We start from the raw sequence: 17,580 nt of genomic DNA, 5'->3' as shown, positions 1-17,580 counted from the left end.
TTCAAATCATTTTCAGTTAAACGATTGCCTAAATGCTGAAGGGGTAAGCTTTGTTTTGGATTTGAACAACTTAGTAAAGGATTGTAAATGTTCGAAGCCAAGTGCATAAGCGATTTCACTAACAGAAAGATTTGTTGTAGAAAGTTTTTCTTTTGCTAAATCAATCAGTTTCTGATGTAAATATTGTTGAGTGTTTTGTCCAATGAGCGTTTTCAACAATCCGGATAGATATCCTGGCGAAACGTTAAGCCTCTCGGCGATGTAAGTTACTGTTGGTAAGCCCCTGTTGCCAAGATCAGCGTGTTCAAAATAGTCCTTAACAATATGTTCTAATCGATCAAGCAGCTGATGATTGATTGCTTTACGTGTGATAAATTGGCGTCCATAAAAACGTTGTGCATAGTTAAGCATTAATTCTATTTGCGCGATCACCACATTTTGAGTAAAATGATCGATATTGCTATTGGTTTCATTTTTCACCAATGTGGCGATCGAATTAAGCACTGCTTCTTCAGTTTCAGAAACATGTAAAGCCTCAAACAGCGCGTAACTAAAAAAGTCATAATCCTTAATTGTTTTGGCTAAATGTGTCTGCCAAAGTAAGTCGGAGTGGAAAAGTATCATCCAGCCAGTCGGCCGGTGGGTTTTATCCTGATTGATCTCAACGGTGAAAACCTGTCCTGGAGCCATGAAAAACAACACGCCATCATCAAAATCACTCATTTGTTGCCCATATTTAATTTTCGCATCAGGCACACGCTTGAGTGCAATGGAGTAAAAATCAAAAATTATTGTTTTTGACCGGCCATTGACTGGCATATTAACCTCCTCCATATTAACAACACTCACTAAGGGATGAGCTGGTTTCGGCAATCCTGCAAGTTTATGATATTCTGATATGGTTTTAAAACGATAGCGGTTCGAAGTTTCCATAATACAATTTACTTAAAATAAATGCCTTGCTCCAAATCTTGAAGCAAACTGGAATATTCAGGTTCCCAATTTAAGCGATCCCTTGTTAAACTTCCGGAAGCCGGTCCATCTATACTTACGAAATGTTCAAACCAACCAAAGTGTGCGGCTGCTTCATTTTTAGATATAGAAACGACAGGTAAACCAAGTTGATCGCCAATGGCCTCTGCTATTGCTTTAAGAGTTATTGATTCTTCAGCCACCCCGTGAAAACGTGCTCCTGGCATGGCTTGCTCCAAAGCCAACCTGTAAAGTTTCGCGGCATCCAGCCTATGAATACTTGTCCATCGGTTTTCTCCACCTCCAATATAAGCCGATGAACCTGTTTTGCGGGCGATATCGATCAGCATGGGTACAAAGCCATGATGATCACCTTCCCCGTGTACAGATGGCGATAAACGAACCACCGATACGCGAATATTTTGAGAAGCAAGTGCGTCGACTGCCTTTTCCGAAGCAAGCCTTGGGTTCGCGCCATTATAATTGGGCAGCATATCTTCTGTGGCTAACATACCCGGATTAACTACAAGAGTTCCAGAAGTTACAATAAAGGGTTTATCGGTTCCTGCAATCGAGTTTCCAATGGTCTCTATTGCAACTCTATCGATCTGACAAACCGCTGCAAATCGGGAAAAATCATGGATAAAGCCAGTATGGATAATGCCATCAGCTAATCTGGCGCCCTGCCGCAGGCTCTGTAAGTCTTCCAAATCACCTTTATGTACTTCGGCCCCAGCAAGTACAAGCGCTTTTTCAGCCGTTTCATTCCGCGCCAAACCCAAAACCTCGTGGCCTGCATTAATTAATTCTTTGACTACCGCAGAACCGACAAATCCGGTTGCGCCTGTTACAAAAACTTTCATATTAATTGATTTTAAGTTTCAATAGTGTACAACAATTACATATCGGTTGGAATATGAATCGCATTTAATTATCACTCAAAATTCAATCAATTTTATAGAAACAATTTAGGCTAATCAATTCTTCATTTAGCCAAAACGAATAATTTACGCAAAAAAAAGACCGCTGCTATCCGCAACAGTCTTTTTTGCATGAAAAACACTTCTAGTTCTTCTTTGGATTCTGACTCAATTGCATGGCCATCATTTCTTTCATGGTTTTATTCATTCCCTCGGTACTACCATCTAAAAAGATTACGTTACCATCTCCATTTTCAGCAAAGTGTTTGATCGATTCTGTCCACATGGTGAATAAGATTACCGAAATATCAAGGTTAGCCTGTTCCATTTCCTGGGCGGCTTTGCTCATACCATGGGCAACCTCTGCACGGAACAACGCAATACCTTGCCCCCGTAATTGAGCAGCTTCACGCTCTGCTGTAGCAGCAATTTTGATCGCATTACCGTCCGCTTCAGCAGCTTTGGTTTTGGTAATTAATAATGCCTGTCCTTCGTTTTCAGCCGCTGCTTTCAAATTGTTCGAAGCTACTACACGACTCATTGAACGCATAATTTCTTCATCAAAGGTAATATCATTCAATTGAAGATCCTGAAGATGGTAACCCCATCCGTCTAAAACCTGATCGATCTGTTCCTTAACGTGAAGTACAATTTCATTACGTTGCGCCAATACATTTGCCTGCTTTTGCGTAGCCACATAAGCCCTGATCGAACCTTCAATCGTTCTGATTAATGCCTGCATTAAATTGGTCGCATCTACAAATTTAAAGGCTACGTTTTTTATTGTTTCCTCGTCCTGGTTCACCACAGAGTATAAAAGCATGGCCTTAAAATATACATTGGCCTGATCTTGAGTTACTGCTTGAAACGATAGTTCCACTGAGCGGTTTTGAATGGAAATGCGAGAATAGATCTGCTCTATTAATGGGATTTTAAAATTTAAACCTGGCCTTAATTGACGGCGGTACTTACCGAAAACCGTTACCACCGCAATGGTTCCCTGTTTAACAGTAACGAAAGAGCTGAGTAAGATAATAAATCCTACGACAGCTATAATGTAAATGGTGTATTGCATAAATAGATTTTTTTATGAAGTTATAAAAATTCATACAAACTACATCAGGCATTTTGTAGCTTTAAGCTTTCTAACTAACTTATGCATAATGAAAATTAAATTATTTCTTCCCGCAGCAAGTGTTTTGCTATTTGCGGCATGCCAGAATAAGAGCCATCAGGCAACGGATACCGTAAATGCACGTACCGAATTTTTCGATAAGGCCGGAATGGATACCACTGTAAAACCTGGTGATAACTTTTTCCTGTATGCCAATGGAAAATGGATGAAAAACACCCAAATTCCTAAAACCGAAACAGGCTGGGGTTCTTTTTATACTTTATATAATGATAACCTGAAAAACCTGAACAACATTCTTGAAAACGCGGCTAAAGCTAATGCAGCTAAAGGAAGTAGCGAACAGAAGGTGGGCGATTTTTATACCAGTGGAATGGATACCCTTACCATTGAGAAGTTGGGTATCGAACCTGTAAAATCGCTCTTAAATAAAATAGACGGGATTAAAAACGATAAGGATTTAATCAATTTTGTTGCTGAAGGTTATAAAAATGGTGAAGGAGATTTATTGGGCTTTGGCGTAGAACCAGATGATAAATTAAGCAGTAAAAATGCTTTATCATTTTCTCAGGCCGGTCTTACCCTGCCAGATCGCAGTTACTATTTAGAACAGGACGATAAAGCAAAAAAAATCAGAGTGGAGTATATCAAATACATCACAAAAATTTTCAACCTTTCTGGCGATTCTGCGAACGCAGCAAAATATGCCGACAATATTTTAAAACTGGAAACAGCAATTGCACAATCCCATTCAACGCCTGTTCAACTTCGTGATCCACAGAAGAATTATAACAAAATGACGGTGGCTGATTTTCAAAAACAGACCCCAAACATTGAGTGGAAATCTGTTCTGAACAAACTAGGGGCAAACACAGATACCCTTATTGTTAGGCAGCCAAAATACTATCAAACCTTATCAGCCCTGGTAAAAAGCCAGCCTATCGAAATCTGGAAAGAAAAATTAAAGTTTGATGCTTTAAATAGATCAGCCAATGCTTTTACTAAAAAATTCAGAGACGCCAAATTCGACTTTTTCGCTAAAACACTTTATGGTCAACAGGCACCAACAGAAAGATGGAAAGCTATTGTAAATGCTACCGATGATCATTTAGGAGAACTTTTAGGTCAATTATATGCTGAAAAGTACTTCAAACCAGAGGCGAAAGAGCGCATGTTAACTCTCGTAAACAATTTGCAGAAAGTATATGCTGAAAGAATCCAGAAGGTAGATTGGATGACACCGGATACCAAGAAGAAAGCTTTAGAAAAACTGAATGCATTTATCAAAAAAATCGGTTATCCTGATAAGTGGAAAAAATATGATGATGTAGAGGTGTCTAAAAATACTTACTACGCCAATCTTCAATCCGCTAATAAACATGCCTACAAAGAAATGATGGATAAATTGGGCAAAAATGTAGATAAAACTGAGTGGGGAATGACTCCGCCGACAGTTAATGCCTATTACAATCCGTCTTTCAATGAAATTGTTTTCCCAGCCGGAATTTTACAGTTCCCATTCTTTGATTTTGCAGCAGATGATGCCATTAACTATGGTGCAATTGGTGCGGTAATTGGTCACGAAATGACACATGGTTTTGACGATCAAGGTCGCCAGTACGATGCTGTAGGCAATTTAAAAGAATGGTGGACAAAAGCCGATGCTGATAAATTTAAAGCTAAAACCGGTAAAGTAGAGTCATTTTACAATAACTTCTCGCTATTGGACAATCAGCATGTAAATGGTTCTTTAACCTTAGGTGAAAACCTGGCCGATATTGGTGGATTAAACATTGCATACGATGCCTTTAAATTAACCGAACAAGGAAAAGGCGATAAAAAGGTTGATGGTTTTACGCCCGATCAACGTTTCTTCTTAAGTTTTGCACAGGTTTGGAGAATCAAAACCCGTGATGAAAGTATGCGTGTAAGATTAAAAACAGATCCACATAGCCCAGAGATGTTCCGTGTGAATGGCCCTGTGTATAATATGGAAGCATTTTATAAAGCATTTAACATTCCTGCAACTGCAAAAATGTATGTAGCACCTGCGAACAGGTTAGGAGTTTGGTAGATTAAGCGCTTAAATTTTTGTTAAAAAGTCCATTTCGATAGCCGAAATAGACTTTTTTTTTGCTTTAAAACAAATAGGGGAAAAATTTGTCTTTATCTTATTAAATAATCACCACATGAACGTAAAACGCACTTTTGGCACCATATTAACTGTACTTGGTATAATTGGTTTAATATACGCAGGCTATGGCTTTGTAAACCACAGTCAAAATACAAGGGGATTGATGGTTTATGGCATCATCGGACTAATATTTTTTGTATCAGGCATTGGCTTGGTAAAAAATACAAAAGATGAGAGTTAGTTTGTATAGGTCAAACGTTTTGAACTACCTTCAATTTCATAAACTTCATCTGCAATTTTAGCAGTACTTTCTTTATTGGTAATCAAAAGAATTCCCATGTCTGCCTTTAATATTATAAATAATTCCAAAATGAAATTCTCTGTTTTTGGAGCTAATGCGGCAATGATGTTATGATTTCAATTGAGCCAGTTGATTGAAAAACTATATGCTTCCTTTTTTAAATAATTTCAGTAACAGGATTAGTAAGTCTTTGTGCTATTTTTAAGTTTTATTGTCTTATAAACGCCGACTATAAATAATGCTACCATTAGGACATATGGTGTACTATACCCTGGGCCTAAATCAAACAATTGAAAATTGTTAATAGCAACTCCTAAAATTCCAAAAAAAACAGCTGGAAGAAAATTTATTAAATACTTCATATTGATATTTATGAATTCATACATTCAGTACGCACTGGATCTGAGAAGAGCAGGTTAAGCCCAAACTGCAATAACTAAAAATACAGGCTAAAATTCAATTCTACTAAACACTATATGTTTAAATTAGAGTTTATTATTTATATTCGTTAACAGAAAATAGGTTTCGTGTAAAAAATTGGCTGGTCTTGACCCTTTGAAAATGCCATTTGGCGTAAAATTCCTTTATTAATTATACTTTTTATGTAAAATTGGGGTTATTGTAAACGAAAGCTGATTAATATGTCGTCAACATTTTACAGCTCTTTTATAATGCTCTCAGAAATGAACGAAATCAGATACAAGAAAGTTAGTGAAAAAATTAGGATAGTCCGTTTAACTCTTGGTTATAGTCAAGAATATATGGCACAAGAATTAGGTATATCGCAGAACGTTTATTCTAAAAATGAAAGAAATATGAAAGATGTATCTTTGGAAAGAGTGATCCAGATTTGTGAGATTTTGAATATACCTTTTGAAGGATTATTGAATAATTAGGTTAGCCATTCCGCCCAAATTTCCTCAATAATAGAAAAAACACAACAACCACACCGATTGCCAGGTCAAGATAAACCCGACTTAAAATTTTCAGCCTTGGTAACTCCTAAAATAACAGCAATCATTTCTGCTTTTTTTTCTGTTTGATGATCTGGTACTGGCTAAAAGCAACCAGGCAGCCCGCCAGGATAATAATTCCAGCAGATAACAGGTTTTTAGGATTTTGGTTGATATAGTAGGCTGCTGCCAATACTAAAATTGCAGCAGCAATACCTATAATATAATGAAGTATTAATCCTTTTTTCATCCTTAAAGTTGTTTTTAAAGGTTTGAGTCACTTATTCAGTCACTAAATGACTTAAAATATGACGATTTCAGACCACAAATATTCTGAAATAAATTGAGACTGATGTCGTAGGAGATTAATCTTTTAAACTGATTCTGTTGTCTGCGAACTTCAACTGGTGACCAACGAAATCAATATCTGTCAACTCTTTAATCCGTTTAAAGGCGCTATGGTTATCATCCAGGGTTAAACGGTTGATCTTATCCTGTTTAATTGATACAATATTAGCATAGAGAAAATCGCCCTTTGCATTTATTTTTAGCTGCAGCAAGGGGGCAATACCGTTATTGCCTTTTAAGCTGAACATTCCATAGGTACAAAAATTACCCAAACTGTAAGCAATGAATTTATTTTTATAAACTTCGACTGCCCGGCTTACATGCGGACCATGCCCTAGCACCACGTCGGCACCTGCATCAATAACTGCATGTGCAAAGGCATAAACATTCCCCCTGTTTTCTTTATAAAAGATCTCATTTTTACGTGGAACATGTTCAAATCTTGCTCCTTCACCTCCGCCGTGAAAAGAAACGATCACAATATCAGCCATTAATTTTAAACGGGCCACCAAAGCTTTCGCACTATCAATTTTATTAATGGATACCGTATTCTCATTCGGGGCAAAAGCGCAGAACGCATACTTTACACTATCTTTTTCAAAAACTTCAAAAGATTTATTTACCTGTCCTGCATAATGGATCTTCAGTGAATCTAAAATCCTTGCTGTATTTTTCCTTCCCTTTGCATCAAAATCACCAACATGGTTATTGGCGATGCTCAAAACATTAAATCCTGCACCCTTATATATCCCGGCGTAGCGCTCCGGCATTCTAAAAGCGTAACAGTTATTCGGATTAATGCCATTACATTTGTTCGAATTGCCCGAATTAAGAAAACAGCCTTCCAGGTTTCCAAATACAATATCGCCTCTTAATAAACTATCAACCGCCTGGAAACTATTTACTGCATCATCGGGAGGGAGATTGGTTTTGGATGGAAATGCAGAGCCAAGCATAATATCGCCTACAGCGGTAATGGATATCGTATCCTTTATTTTTCTGATGACGGTATCTTGTTTGGCTACAGCCGGAGTAATCTGTGCATTATTGCTGGTGCAGCTAATTAAAATAATTAGCGCAAGAGCGGACATCATTAGCGTATTGATAAACTTCATCAGGTTTTTATGGTTTACAGCAATCGTCATGCTGAATTTATTTCAGCATCTATTCAATTATTAAAATGCTAAATAATAAAAAAATCCTCCAAAATTTCTTTAGGAGGATTGTGTATGTTTTTTACTGTCAACCGAAAATGGCCACTGTTAACTGAATTATTCTACTGTAAATTCTTTCTTAAACGATTCTAAAACGCGGCCACCTTTGTAAAAGTAACGGCTGTAATAAGGTTCGTTAAGGTTGCTGATGACCACGCCGCGAGAACTTGATGCATGTGCAAATCTGTTATCGCCCAGGTAAATACCAACATGTGAAATACTTCTGCTTTTAATTTTGAAGAAAACCAGATCGCCTTCTTTTAAATCTTCTTTGGATAATGGATCTACCATGCTGAAAATATCGCGCGAATTTCTTCTGATGGTGGTGTTGAAAACTTTATCGTAAATTGCTTTGGTAAAAGCAGAACAATCGATCCCTCTTTTTGTGTTTCCACCATAACTATAAGGAGTTCCGATCCATTCGTATATAAACTTATACAGTTTTAAATTCGAGGTCGCATCTACCGCAACACCCATTACCTGCGAAAAATATTGTGATGCAAGGTTATCGGGATCATTTAAGTCTTTACCAGATTCTTTTGTTTTTGTTTGCGCAAATGCGTTGGAGAGCGTGCAGATAGCGATTAGGGTAGAAAACAAAATTTTTTTAATCATGTTATACAGTTATGTTTGGGTATTCACTTACACATTAACGTACACCACATGGGCTTATTGTTGGTTGTCAAAAGTATTGATTATACAAATGTTATCCAAATGTAATGTTATAAAAAGTGAAAGTTATTAACATTTTTATTTTTTATCCACTGCTTTTGAGTAAAATTTCGGCTCCAATACCCATCTTTTTAAAATGTTTTTTCTTTTCGGATATTCCTATTTTGGTTAAACGCGCTTTATTTTTAAATTATGGAAATATGCGCTTATACAGAATTAAATTTTAGAATAAATTGAATACTTATTATGATAAAGGGCATTGATTTACTTATGTGAAATCAGCAGAAGTGTTTATGGTTTGTATTTAATTGTAAAACAAGTGTTAATTCTGATTTTAGCCCTATAACTACGATGTTTTTACACTTAAAAGTGCCAAAAATTACAATAAAAAAATTAGATTTGCTGTCGCAAAAAACAAATATCCTAAAATGAGTGCAGTAGAAATAAATAAAGATACCTGGTTAAAGTGGTTTGAGTCGATGTTGCTGATGCGCAAATTCGAAGAAAAAACCGGCCAGTTATACGGACAACAAAAAATACGTGGCTTTTGTCATTTATACATTGGACAAGAAGCTGTAGTTGCAGGTGCAATATCTGCAATGCAAAAAGGTGATTCAATGATTACAACCTACCGTGATCATGCTCATGCCTTAGCTTTAGGAGTTAGTGCTGATAGTATTATGGCAGAAATGTACGGTAAGGCTACAGGTTGCTCTAAAGGTAAAGGTGGTTCAATGCACATGTTCAGTAAAGAGCATAACTTCTACGGTGGTCATGCAATTGTTGGCGGTCAGATTCCATTAGGTGCTGGCGTTGCTTTTGCAGAAAAATACAAAGGAACTGATAATGTTAACATTTGTTATATGGGCGATGGTGCTGTGCGCCAAGGTGCATTAAACGAAACTTTTAACATGGCCATGCTTTGGAAATTGCCTGTTATTTTTGTTTGCGAAAACAATGGTTATGCAATGGGTACCTCAGTACAACGTACTACCAACATGACCGATATTTATAAAATAGGTTTAGGTTTCGATATGCCATGTGCACCAGTTGACGGTATGGATCCGGTTGCTGTACACAATGCAATGGACGAAGCAATTCAACGTGCGCGTAAAGGTGAAGGACCTACTTTCTTAGAAATGAGAACTTACCGCTATCGTGGTCACTCCATGTCAGATCCGGCAAAATATCGTACCAAAGAAGAATTAGAAGATTACAAAGCAAAAGATCCGGTTGAACATGCGAGAGAAACGATCCTTAAAGAGAAGTATGCAGATCAAGCCTGGATTGAAGAGGTAGAAGCTAAAGTAAAAGGAATTGTAGATCAGGCAGTAAAATTTGCTGAAGAATCTCCTTGGCCTGATGCATCCGAACTATACAAAGATGTATATATGCAACAGGACTACCCTTACGTAATGGACTAATATTAATAAGATTTCAATTAATTAGATATAATGGCTGATGTAATTAAAATGCCCAAAATGAGCGACACCATGACCGAAGGGGTTTTGGCAAAGTGGCATAAAAAGGTGGGCGATAAAGTGAAAAGCGGCGATGTTTTGGCAGAAGTAGAAACTGACAAAGCAACAATGGATATGGAATCTTATTGGGATGGTGTCCTTTTATACGTTGGTATAGAAGAAGGAACAGCTGTTCCTGTTGATGCGATCATGGCCGTTATTGGTAAAGAAGGCGAAGATTATAAAGCTGCATTAGAAGCGGAACAATCTGGAAGTCAGGAGTCGGCAAGCCCGAAGTCTGAAAGCAAAGATGAAGCTCCTAAAGCTGAAGATAAAAAAGAAGAGGCGGCACCTGCTCAGGGTGGTAGCTTAAGTGAAGAAGAATTAGCAGCAAAAGGTGTTACGGTTATCCGCATGCCTTTGTTAAGCGATACCATGACTGAAGGCGTAATTGCTGAATGGCATAAAAAAGTTGGCGATAAAGTAAAAGATGATGATGTTCTTGCTGATGTAGAAACCGATAAGGCTACTATGGAAGTAATGGGTTATGCAACCGGAACTTTATTACACATTGGTGTAGAAAAAGGCCAGGCTGCTAAAGTAAACGGAATTATCGCCATTGTTGGTCCTGAAGGAACTGATGTAAGCGGAATTTTAGCAGGCGGCTCAGCTCCGGCTCCTAAAGCTGAAACTGCTGAAGCACCTAAAGAAGAAAAACAAGCTACAACTGCTGATGCTAGCGCATCTGCTCCAGTTGCGGAAAGCGCATCAGATAGCCGTGTTAAAGCATCTCCTTTAGCTAAGAAAATTGCTAAAGATAAAGGGATCGATTTAGCACAGGTTGCAGGTAGTGCAGAAGGTGGCCGTATCATTAAAAAAGATATCGAAAACTTCAAGCCATCAGCTGCTCCAGCTAAAACTGAATCTGCATCAGCTCCGGTTGCTGAGAAAGCTGCAGCTGCTGCACCAGTTATCCCTACATTTGTTGGTGAGGTTAAGTACACCGAGCAACCTGTTTCGCAAATGCGTAAAGTAATTGCAAAACGCTTAGCTGAAAGTTTATTTACTGCCCCACATTTTTACCTGACAGTAAGTATCGATATGGACAATGCAATGGCTGCACGTACGGCAATCAACGCGGTTGCTCCTGTTAAAGTTTCTTTCAACGATATCGTAATTAAAGCGGTTGCCGTTGCCCTGAAAAAACACCCGGCTGTTAATTCATCATGGGGTGGCGATAAAATCAGATTTAACGAACATACCAACATTGGTGTAGCTATGGCTGTTGAAGATGGTTTATTGGTACCAGTAGTGCGTTTCGCTGATGGCAAATCTTTATCACACATCTCTGCAGAAGTAAAAGATTTTGGTGGTAAAGCAAAAGCTAAAAAATTACAACCTGCAGATTGGGAAGGTTCTACTTTCACTGTTTCTAATTTAGGTATGTTTGGTATTGATGAGTTTACTTCAATTATCAACTCTCCTGATGGTGCAATTTTATCAGTAGGTGCAATTCAACAAGTTCCGGTGGTTAAAAACGGTGCTGTTGTTCCTGGTAATGTAATGAAATTGACTTTAGGTTGCGATCACCGTGTGGTTGATGGTGCAACAGGAGCACAATTCTTACAAACCTTAAAAGGTCTGTTAGAAGAGCCAATCAGGTTATTAGCATAATCAGGTTAGCAATTCACAGTTTTCAGTTCACACTGACTACATATTTAAAGCCATCCTTTTAGGGATGGCTTTTTTGCGTTTAAGGCTTTTCGTAAATGGCGACTTAATTTCCTATTTTTGATTAGAACCTTAACTCAAAATAAATGAAAAAGATATTTCTTTTTGCTGCCTGCATTACTGCAATGCTTGCCTGTAAGCAAAAAAACAGTTCTGATAATGGCGCAGAAAACAAAGCCTTTGCAACCCTTTGCGAACAATATTATCAGGATGGATTAAAACTAAATCCTTTAAGTGCCACCTATATCGGAGATGAACGTTATAACGATCTTTTGGCAAATGATGGGTCGCAAGCCTATTTAAAAGAGTTTAAAAGCTACAATCAGCGTTATCTGGATAGCCTTGGTAAATATGACCGCAAAAATTTAAATGCAAACGATAAATTATCTTTCGATTACCTGAAAGATCAATTGGAAATTAATCTGCAAGGATTAAAATACCATTCTGAATACCTCCCATTTAACCAAATGTTTGCGCTCCCCTTAACCATCGGCCAATTGGGCTCGGGCACAGGGGCACAACCTTTTAAAACTGTAAAAAATTATGAAGATTGGTTAAAACGGGTTGATGCATTTTCGGTGTGGGCCGATACAGCCATCGGAAATTTTAAAAAAGGTGCGGCAGCAGGCATTGTATTGCCAAAAGCATTGGTGATAAAAATGATCCCTCAAATGCAGAGTATGGTTGCCTCCAAACCAGAAGAAAGTTTGTTTTATGGGCCAATCAAATTAATGCCAGCAAGTTTTTCTGCCGCAGATAAACAAAAGTTGACAGCAGCGTACCGCACATCGATTACCAATGTAATTATCCCTACCTATAAAAAATTGGCCGAATATCTACAGAACGAATATCTGCCAAAAACGCGAACTACCTCTGGCTATTCGGCTATGCCCGGCGGTTTGGCCTGGTACACTTATCTGGTAAAACAACAAACCACCACTAACAAAACACCGGAAGAAATCTATCAAACGGGCTTAAAAGAAGTTGCCCGGATTAAAGGGCAGATGGACAGTATCAAAAACTTAGTTGGCTTTAAGGGCGATTTAAAAGCTTTTTTCGAATACATGAAAACAGATAAAAAATTCATGCCTTATAAAACGCCGAAAGAAGTTTTGGCCGCCTTTGAGAATATCCATCAGCGTATGAAACCCAACTTAAAAAGAATGTTTGACGTTGAGCCTAAAACACCTTTCGAAATCCGGCAAACAGAAGCTTTCAGGGCTGCATCGGCCAGTGCTGAATATAATCAAGGTTCTGCAGACGGATCACGCCCAGGGATCTTTTACGTACCCATTTTAGATGCGAAAACATTTAACACCACTTCGGGTATGGAATCTCTGTTTCTTCATGAGGCAATTCCAGGCCACCATTACCAGATTTCTTTAACGCAGGAAAATAAATCACTTCCTAATTTCCGCCGTTTTGGTGGACATAATGCTTATGTAGAAGGTTGGGCATTATACTGCGAATCGTTAGGGAAAGAACTGGGCCTATATCAGGATCCATACCAACACATGGGTGCACTGGGCGATGAAATGCACCGGGCCATCCGTTTAGTTGTTGATGTAGCCATTCATACCAAAAACATGAGCAGGGAGGAAGCTATAAAATACATGACAGACAATGAAGCGATTAGTATTGAAGGGGCCACCGCAGAAATTGAACGTTATATGGGCATTCCTGCACAAGCTTTAGGCTACAAAACCGGCGCAATGAAAATAAGGGAATTGAGAAGCAAATATGAGAAGGAATTAGGTCCGAAGTTTAAATTAGCAGCTTTTCATACCGCTGTTTTAAAAGATGGGTCGTTTCCTTTATCTGTTTTTGAAGCTAAGATGGATGCCTGGGCAGAAAGCCAGAAGTAGTTTATATATTTTGATACTAGAAAGTGTTTCCCGCAGATGCCGCAGAGCACGCAGATAAAGCATTTAAATCTGCGGGAAACATTCAAAAAAGACCATTCACTTTTCTCCATATCGACTGAGATATATCTGATGAATTAAAATTAACAAGCAATCCAAGTCGTAAGCCAGAAAGTTTCAGATAAGTAAGTACCTGCTTATGGTGAACTGGCGCAAGTGTTTCTACTGATTTTACTTCGATAATGACCAGATCGTTTATTAATAAATCTATCCTATAGCCGGCATCAAGGGTTATACCTTCAAAAACAACCGGTAATTTTACCTGTTGCTTAACATCTAAGCCATTTTTGGTTAAAACATAAGTCAGTACCGTTTCGTAAACAGATTCTAATAAACCGGGGCCTAATGCATTGTAAACTGTAAATATTGCACTTCTTATTTGATAGGAGATATCATTCTCATCCATAGTATAAAAATTTAATGGGTATTCTTAAATGAGGATGATTAACTAAAAATATTATAATTCCTGTAATTATCAAAATAATAAATTCAGTCTAGGAAAAAGAGAGCAGCTCTGCGCCTATCTTCTTAAATCTGCGGGAGAAAAACCTGATAAACCTAAACCCTTTTCCAATTCCTTTGTTAATTATTAAACACCCAAAATCATGGATAAAGAAAAACTGATACAAGAAGCTTACTTAGTTGCACATAAAATAGAGGAGAACGGCAATTTCCCTAACAACCCCAAATTACCCTTAATGATTTACAAAGGTACGTTCAGGTTACACCCTGATGATACTGAAGAAGTGATTAAAAAAGTTTTCGCGCAGAATGGGTACACCAATGCCTGGGTAGATGGCATTTTCGACTATCACCATTACCATAGCAATACGCACGAAGTAATGGGTGTATTTTGCGGCAAGGCCGATGTACAGTTTGGAGGTGATCATGGCGTTTGTGTAGAGCTGGATAAAGGTGATGTCATTATCATCCCTGCAGGTGTAGCACACAAAAAACTGAACTCAAGCGACGACTTCACTGTTGTTGGCGCATATCCAAATGGCTCAGATTACGACATAAAATATGGCAAAGCTGAAGAGCGACCTGAAGCGGATGAAACCATTGCCAACGTTAAAAATCCAGACAGCGATCCTGTTTATGGAAGTAAAGGTCACTTATTTGAATGCTGGTACAATCAAAATTGCGAAAATGTGTAAAACTCTTTCGTTTTAACCGTCTAAAATTCTTTAATTTTCGGGTTTTAAATATACCACCCTTATTATAAATGAATTTTCGATATATATGTTCAGCATTAGCCCTCTCTGTAACTTTATTAACTGCTTGTTCAAGCAAAAAATCTGAAGAGAAAAAGGCTGCTGAAAAAAAAATCCGCACCAAAGATGACGATAAAGCGGATAGCCTTTTATTGGTTTATAACCCACAAAAAGGCGACAAATGGATTGCCGATTTTGTAGACAACCTACATAAAAAATATGGTTTTAACGGAAATATGCTGGTGGCAAAAGACGGAAAAATCCTTTACGAAAAAGCGGTTGGTTGGGCCGATTACCTTCACCGCGATAGTTTGACGATCAATTCAGAATTCGAATTGGCATCCATTACCAAAACATTTACCGGCACGGCGATTATGCAATTGGTAGAGGCCGGAAAACTTTCGTTAAACGATAACGTAAAAAAGTTCTATCCTAATTTTCCATACGAAGGCATTACTGTAAAACTATTGCTTTCTCACCGAAGTGGCATGATGAACTACGTTTACTTTATCGATGATATATGGCGCAAGGAAAAACGCAATATGAAAAAAGGAGTTACCAATCAGGAAGTAATGAATGTTATCGCCGAGCGAAAACCTAATCCATACACCAAACCAGATAACCGTTTTCACTACAACAACTCAAACTTTATGGTGTTGGGTGCCATTATAGAAAAGGTAACCGGACAGCGCTATTCACAGTACATGATGGAACACGTGTTTAAACCTGCCGGATTAAAACATACACACGTATATAGCACAACCGAGTATGAAAAAATTCCGGTTGATGTGGTTGGCCACGACCGCAATAGTTTTAGGTACTCTGTTGCACAGAACTTTTTAGATGGACCAGTTGGAGATAAAGGCATTTATAGTACGGTACACGATTTGGTGCTGTTTGATAAATATTTGAAAAATGGAAGATTATTAAGTAAAAAGAGCCTCGATTCTGCCTATACCGGACACAATAAGCCCATTAATGGTCACTTCAACTATGGTTATGGCTGGAGAATGTTTGATGGCGAAAAAATGGACAAAGTAGTATACCATACGGGTTGGTGGCATGGTTTCCGCCATATTTATGTAAGAGATCTAAACAAAAACATTGTTATTGTGTTTTTAGGCAACCTGACAAACGGAAGTTTAATGCATCTCGATGATCTGTATAAACACTTCGACATGCCGATTATCCGTAAGGGGGCATATCATGGCAACGGCAGTTTGCCAGGTTCAGACGAAGATTAAACTTATGGCAAAAACAAAATGGATTATCGAACCGGGTACATTAACCATCTATCCTAAAAGAAATTTAAGGATAGTCGGGCTCATATTTTTTGTACTGATTGCGGCCTTTATTTTCTTTTTATCAAAATCAGTACAGGGTTATTCTGCCGGCCTCACTCTCGGCTATTATGGCTTCCTGTTATTAATTCCATTACTGCTGATTTTTATGGCCGAAACAAAAGTAATTTTTGATGGAAACAGCAGGGTTTTATATAAAAAAATTGCCTTTTTACCAACAGGATCAATCCCTTTTGATGATATCGCTTCAGTAGAACCATACGAAATATTAGGGAGCGGTTTTAATTATAAACTGTTCAAAAAAAGTAACAGGCACGGCCGTGGATTACTGGTTTCTTCCGGATATAGTAAAGCCACCAATGCCAACCTGATCGCTTTTCAGCAGGAGGTACTACCAAAGATTGATGAGCTCGTATTCGCCAATGCACCAATAATTCCTAAACAGACCATTTACGATTTTAAGTTTTTCAGAGAAGAGGGTGGTATTTACCTGTTGCGGGATAATAAGATAGGAAGTTTTATTTTTGGGTTGATTTTTATCGGTGCTACCGTTGCCATATTATTTAGCCCCGATTTTTTGTCAAACGAAGGATCTATTCAAAAAATACTCCTTACCTATTTCCCAGCGGCGATAGGCTTGGCGCTTCTTTTTGCAGCAACATCCAATATCCGCTTTGATAAAAGCCAAAGGAAAATTATCCGTTCTACTTTTGCCGGCCGTTTTAAAAAAGAATACCCTTTTGCTGACCTGATCCGTTTTCAGGTAATCCGTAAAACAACCAATCTTATTTACTCAGGTACAGAAGTCAGGGCAGAGATTTTTTTGCCTGCCAAAAATAAAACAACCATTCTAAACCTTAAAAGCTTTATAGGCACTAAAAAGATTGAGCGCTTCCTTGATGAGGCCAATACGATTTTAGGCCGGATTTAGTTTCATTATAAAAAAACGATTATGTTCGATAAATTATTTGCGGCTCAACAAAAAGCCGAAGAAGTTAAAAAACGTCTGGATACGGTTTCGGTGTTTGGCGAAGTTGAAAATGGTGCAATAAAAATTACCGCTACAGCCAACAAATCCATCACCGGAATTTCCATTGATGAGGAGTTTTTGAAAAACGCCGATAAGGAAGAATTGGAAGAACTGTTATTAACTGCTATTAACAAAGCAATGGCAAGCGCCGAACAGGTTAGTGCTGCCGAAATGCAGGCATCGGCTCAAGATATGCTAGGTGGATTAGGTGGCATGTTTGGCCAATAAAACCATTAGTTAAGTTAGCTGTTTATCCTAAGAAGAATCGATTTTGCT

Annotated in this window: 17 protein-coding genes; 10 read left to right on the top strand and 7 right to left on the bottom strand. The window is 38.1% G+C overall.

Features of this window, described 5'->3' with window-relative positions:
* Positions 1-12: 12 nt before the first annotated feature.
* From KYH19_RS21885 to KYH19_RS21875, 3 genes are all read right to left on the bottom strand, one after another.
* Positions 13-933, bottom strand: a complete 921-nt coding sequence (locus KYH19_RS21885; RefSeq protein ID WP_219076771.1) for an AraC family transcriptional regulator — start codon at positions 931-933, stop codon at positions 13-15.
* An 8-nt stretch (positions 934-941) separates the two neighbouring features.
* Positions 942-1,835, bottom strand: coding sequence for an SDR family oxidoreductase (locus tag KYH19_RS21880; RefSeq protein WP_219076770.1), 894 nt, complete (start codon positions 1,833-1,835; stop codon positions 942-944).
* 202 nt (positions 1,836-2,037) lie between these two features.
* The gene (locus tag KYH19_RS21875) at positions 2,038-2,967 is read right to left on the bottom strand and encodes an SPFH domain-containing protein (protein ID WP_193419204.1); all 930 of its coding nucleotides are present in this window, start codon (positions 2,965-2,967) and stop codon (positions 2,038-2,040) included.
* An 88-nt stretch (positions 2,968-3,055) separates the two neighbouring features.
* Between KYH19_RS21875 and KYH19_RS21870 the strand changes: the two genes are divergently transcribed.
* The 3 genes from KYH19_RS21870 to KYH19_RS24430 all read left to right on the top strand — a co-directional run bounded on the left by KYH19_RS21870 (position 3,056) and on the right by KYH19_RS24430 (position 6,355).
* The gene (locus KYH19_RS21870) at positions 3,056-5,098 is read left to right on the top strand and encodes a M13 family metallopeptidase (protein WP_219076769.1); all 2,043 of its coding nucleotides are present in this window, start codon (positions 3,056-3,058) and stop codon (positions 5,096-5,098) included.
* A gap of 115 nt (positions 5,099-5,213) precedes the next feature.
* Positions 5,214-5,399, top strand: a complete 186-nt coding sequence (locus KYH19_RS21865) for a hypothetical protein (RefSeq protein WP_193419206.1) — start codon at positions 5,214-5,216, stop codon at positions 5,397-5,399.
* Positions 5,400-6,100: 701 nt separating this feature from the next.
* Positions 6,101-6,355 carry a helix-turn-helix domain-containing protein gene (locus KYH19_RS24430; protein ID WP_370630262.1) on the top strand — a complete coding sequence of 85 codons (255 nt, stop codon included), beginning with the start codon at positions 6,101-6,103 and terminating at the stop codon, positions 6,353-6,355.
* A gap of 121 nt (positions 6,356-6,476) precedes the next feature.
* Here the strand turns inward: KYH19_RS24430 and KYH19_RS21855 are convergent, their stop codons facing one another.
* The 3 genes from KYH19_RS21855 to KYH19_RS21845 form a co-directional block, all read right to left on the bottom strand.
* Entirely contained in the window at positions 6,477-6,662 is a 186-nt protein-coding gene (locus KYH19_RS21855) for a hypothetical protein (RefSeq protein ID WP_193419208.1), read from the bottom strand.
* A gap of 115 nt (positions 6,663-6,777) precedes the next feature.
* Positions 6,778-7,905, bottom strand: a complete 1,128-nt coding sequence (locus KYH19_RS21850; protein WP_227256084.1) for a CapA family protein — start codon at positions 7,903-7,905, stop codon at positions 6,778-6,780.
* A gap of 126 nt (positions 7,906-8,031) precedes the next feature.
* Positions 8,032-8,589, bottom strand: coding sequence for a C40 family peptidase (locus KYH19_RS21845; RefSeq protein ID WP_132395472.1), 558 nt, complete (start codon positions 8,587-8,589; stop codon positions 8,032-8,034).
* 485 nt (positions 8,590-9,074) lie between these two features.
* On the opposite strand from KYH19_RS21845, the gene pdhA reads away from it, so the two are divergent.
* The 3 genes from pdhA (at position 9,075) to KYH19_RS21830 (ending at position 13,702) form a co-directional block, all read left to right on the top strand.
* Positions 9,075-10,070, top strand: a complete 996-nt coding sequence (gene pdhA / locus KYH19_RS21840) for a pyruvate dehydrogenase (acetyl-transferring) E1 component subunit alpha (RefSeq protein WP_121285870.1) — start codon at positions 9,075-9,077, stop codon at positions 10,068-10,070.
* A 30-nt stretch (positions 10,071-10,100) separates the two neighbouring features.
* Positions 10,101-11,780 carry a pyruvate dehydrogenase complex dihydrolipoamide acetyltransferase gene (locus KYH19_RS21835; protein ID WP_219076768.1) on the top strand — a complete coding sequence of 560 codons (1,680 nt, stop codon included), beginning with the start codon at positions 10,101-10,103 and terminating at the stop codon, positions 11,778-11,780.
* A gap of 143 nt (positions 11,781-11,923) precedes the next feature.
* On the top strand, positions 11,924-13,702 hold the full coding sequence (locus tag KYH19_RS21830; RefSeq protein WP_219076767.1) for a DUF885 family protein: 1,779 nt from the start codon (positions 11,924-11,926) through the stop codon (positions 13,700-13,702).
* Positions 13,703-13,784: 82 nt separating this feature from the next.
* Here KYH19_RS21830 and KYH19_RS21825 read toward each other — a convergent pair whose 3' ends face one another.
* Entirely contained in the window at positions 13,785-14,165 is a 381-nt protein-coding gene (locus tag KYH19_RS21825; protein ID WP_121285862.1) for a GxxExxY protein, read from the bottom strand.
* Positions 14,166-14,364: 199 nt separating this feature from the next.
* On the opposite strand from KYH19_RS21825, the gene KYH19_RS21820 reads away from it, so the two are divergent.
* The 4 genes from KYH19_RS21820 (at position 14,365) to KYH19_RS21805 (ending at position 17,532) form a co-directional block, all read left to right on the top strand.
* The gene (locus KYH19_RS21820) at positions 14,365-14,916 is read left to right on the top strand and encodes a cupin domain-containing protein (protein WP_219076766.1); all 552 of its coding nucleotides are present in this window, start codon (positions 14,365-14,367) and stop codon (positions 14,914-14,916) included.
* 68 nt (positions 14,917-14,984) lie between these two features.
* A complete protein-coding gene (locus KYH19_RS21815) occupies positions 14,985-16,217 on the top strand; it encodes a serine hydrolase (RefSeq protein ID WP_132395477.1) in 1,233 nt (410 codons plus the stop codon).
* A gap of 4 nt (positions 16,218-16,221) precedes the next feature.
* Positions 16,222-17,205: a hypothetical protein gene (locus tag KYH19_RS21810; protein ID WP_219076765.1), complete on the top strand. Its 984-nt coding sequence runs from the start codon at positions 16,222-16,224 to the stop codon at positions 17,203-17,205.
* Positions 17,206-17,226: 21 nt separating this feature from the next.
* Positions 17,227-17,532 carry a YbaB/EbfC family nucleoid-associated protein gene (locus KYH19_RS21805; protein ID WP_219076764.1) on the top strand — a complete coding sequence of 102 codons (306 nt, stop codon included), beginning with the start codon at positions 17,227-17,229 and terminating at the stop codon, positions 17,530-17,532.
* Positions 17,533-17,580: the final 48 nt, after the last annotated feature.

Origin of the sequence: Pedobacter sp. D749 (assembly GCF_019317285.1) — a bacterium.
GTDB lineage: Bacteria > Bacteroidota > Bacteroidia > Sphingobacteriales > Sphingobacteriaceae > Pedobacter.
The sequence above is the reverse complement of the archived record's forward strand: the minus strand, read 5'-3'. Positions and strand labels throughout refer to the sequence as shown.

What these genes read in the sequence shown, in the direction of transcription:
- KYH19_RS21885 (WP_219076771.1), bottom strand. Translation starts at nt 933, where the DNA reads ATGGAAACTTCGAACCGCTATCGTTTTAAAACCATATCAGAATATCAT.
- KYH19_RS21880 (WP_219076770.1), bottom strand. Translation starts at nt 1,835, where the DNA reads ATGAAAGTTTTTGTAACAGGCGCAACCGGATTTGTCGGTTCTGCGGTA.
- KYH19_RS21875 (WP_193419204.1), bottom strand. Translation starts at nt 2,967, where the DNA reads ATGCAATACACCATTTACATTATAGCTGTCGTAGGATTTATTATCTTA.
- KYH19_RS21870 (WP_219076769.1), top strand. Translation starts at nt 3,056, where the DNA reads ATGAAAATTAAATTATTTCTTCCCGCAGCAAGTGTTTTGCTATTTGCG.
- KYH19_RS21865 (WP_193419206.1), top strand. Translation starts at nt 5,214, where the DNA reads ATGAACGTAAAACGCACTTTTGGCACCATATTAACTGTACTTGGTATA.
- KYH19_RS24430 (WP_370630262.1), top strand. Translation starts at nt 6,101, where the DNA reads ATGTCGTCAACATTTTACAGCTCTTTTATAATGCTCTCAGAAATGAAC.
- KYH19_RS21855 (WP_193419208.1), bottom strand. Translation starts at nt 6,662, where the DNA reads ATGAAAAAAGGATTAATACTTCATTATATTATAGGTATTGCTGCTGCA.
- KYH19_RS21850 (WP_227256084.1), bottom strand. Translation starts at nt 7,905, where the DNA reads ATGACGATTGCTGTAAACCATAAAAACCTGATGAAGTTTATCAATACG.
- KYH19_RS21845 (WP_132395472.1), bottom strand. Translation starts at nt 8,589, where the DNA reads ATGATTAAAAAAATTTTGTTTTCTACCCTAATCGCTATCTGCACGCTC.
- pdhA (WP_121285870.1), top strand. Translation starts at nt 9,075, where the DNA reads ATGAGTGCAGTAGAAATAAATAAAGATACCTGGTTAAAGTGGTTTGAG.
- KYH19_RS21835 (WP_219076768.1), top strand. Translation starts at nt 10,101, where the DNA reads ATGGCTGATGTAATTAAAATGCCCAAAATGAGCGACACCATGACCGAA.
- KYH19_RS21830 (WP_219076767.1), top strand. Translation starts at nt 11,924, where the DNA reads ATGAAAAAGATATTTCTTTTTGCTGCCTGCATTACTGCAATGCTTGCC.
- KYH19_RS21825 (WP_121285862.1), bottom strand. Translation starts at nt 14,165, where the DNA reads ATGGATGAGAATGATATCTCCTATCAAATAAGAAGTGCAATATTTACA.
- KYH19_RS21820 (WP_219076766.1), top strand. Translation starts at nt 14,365, where the DNA reads ATGGATAAAGAAAAACTGATACAAGAAGCTTACTTAGTTGCACATAAA.
- KYH19_RS21815 (WP_132395477.1), top strand. Translation starts at nt 14,985, where the DNA reads ATGAATTTTCGATATATATGTTCAGCATTAGCCCTCTCTGTAACTTTA.
- KYH19_RS21810 (WP_219076765.1), top strand. Translation starts at nt 16,222, where the DNA reads ATGGCAAAAACAAAATGGATTATCGAACCGGGTACATTAACCATCTAT.
- KYH19_RS21805 (WP_219076764.1), top strand. Translation starts at nt 17,227, where the DNA reads ATGTTCGATAAATTATTTGCGGCTCAACAAAAAGCCGAAGAAGTTAAA.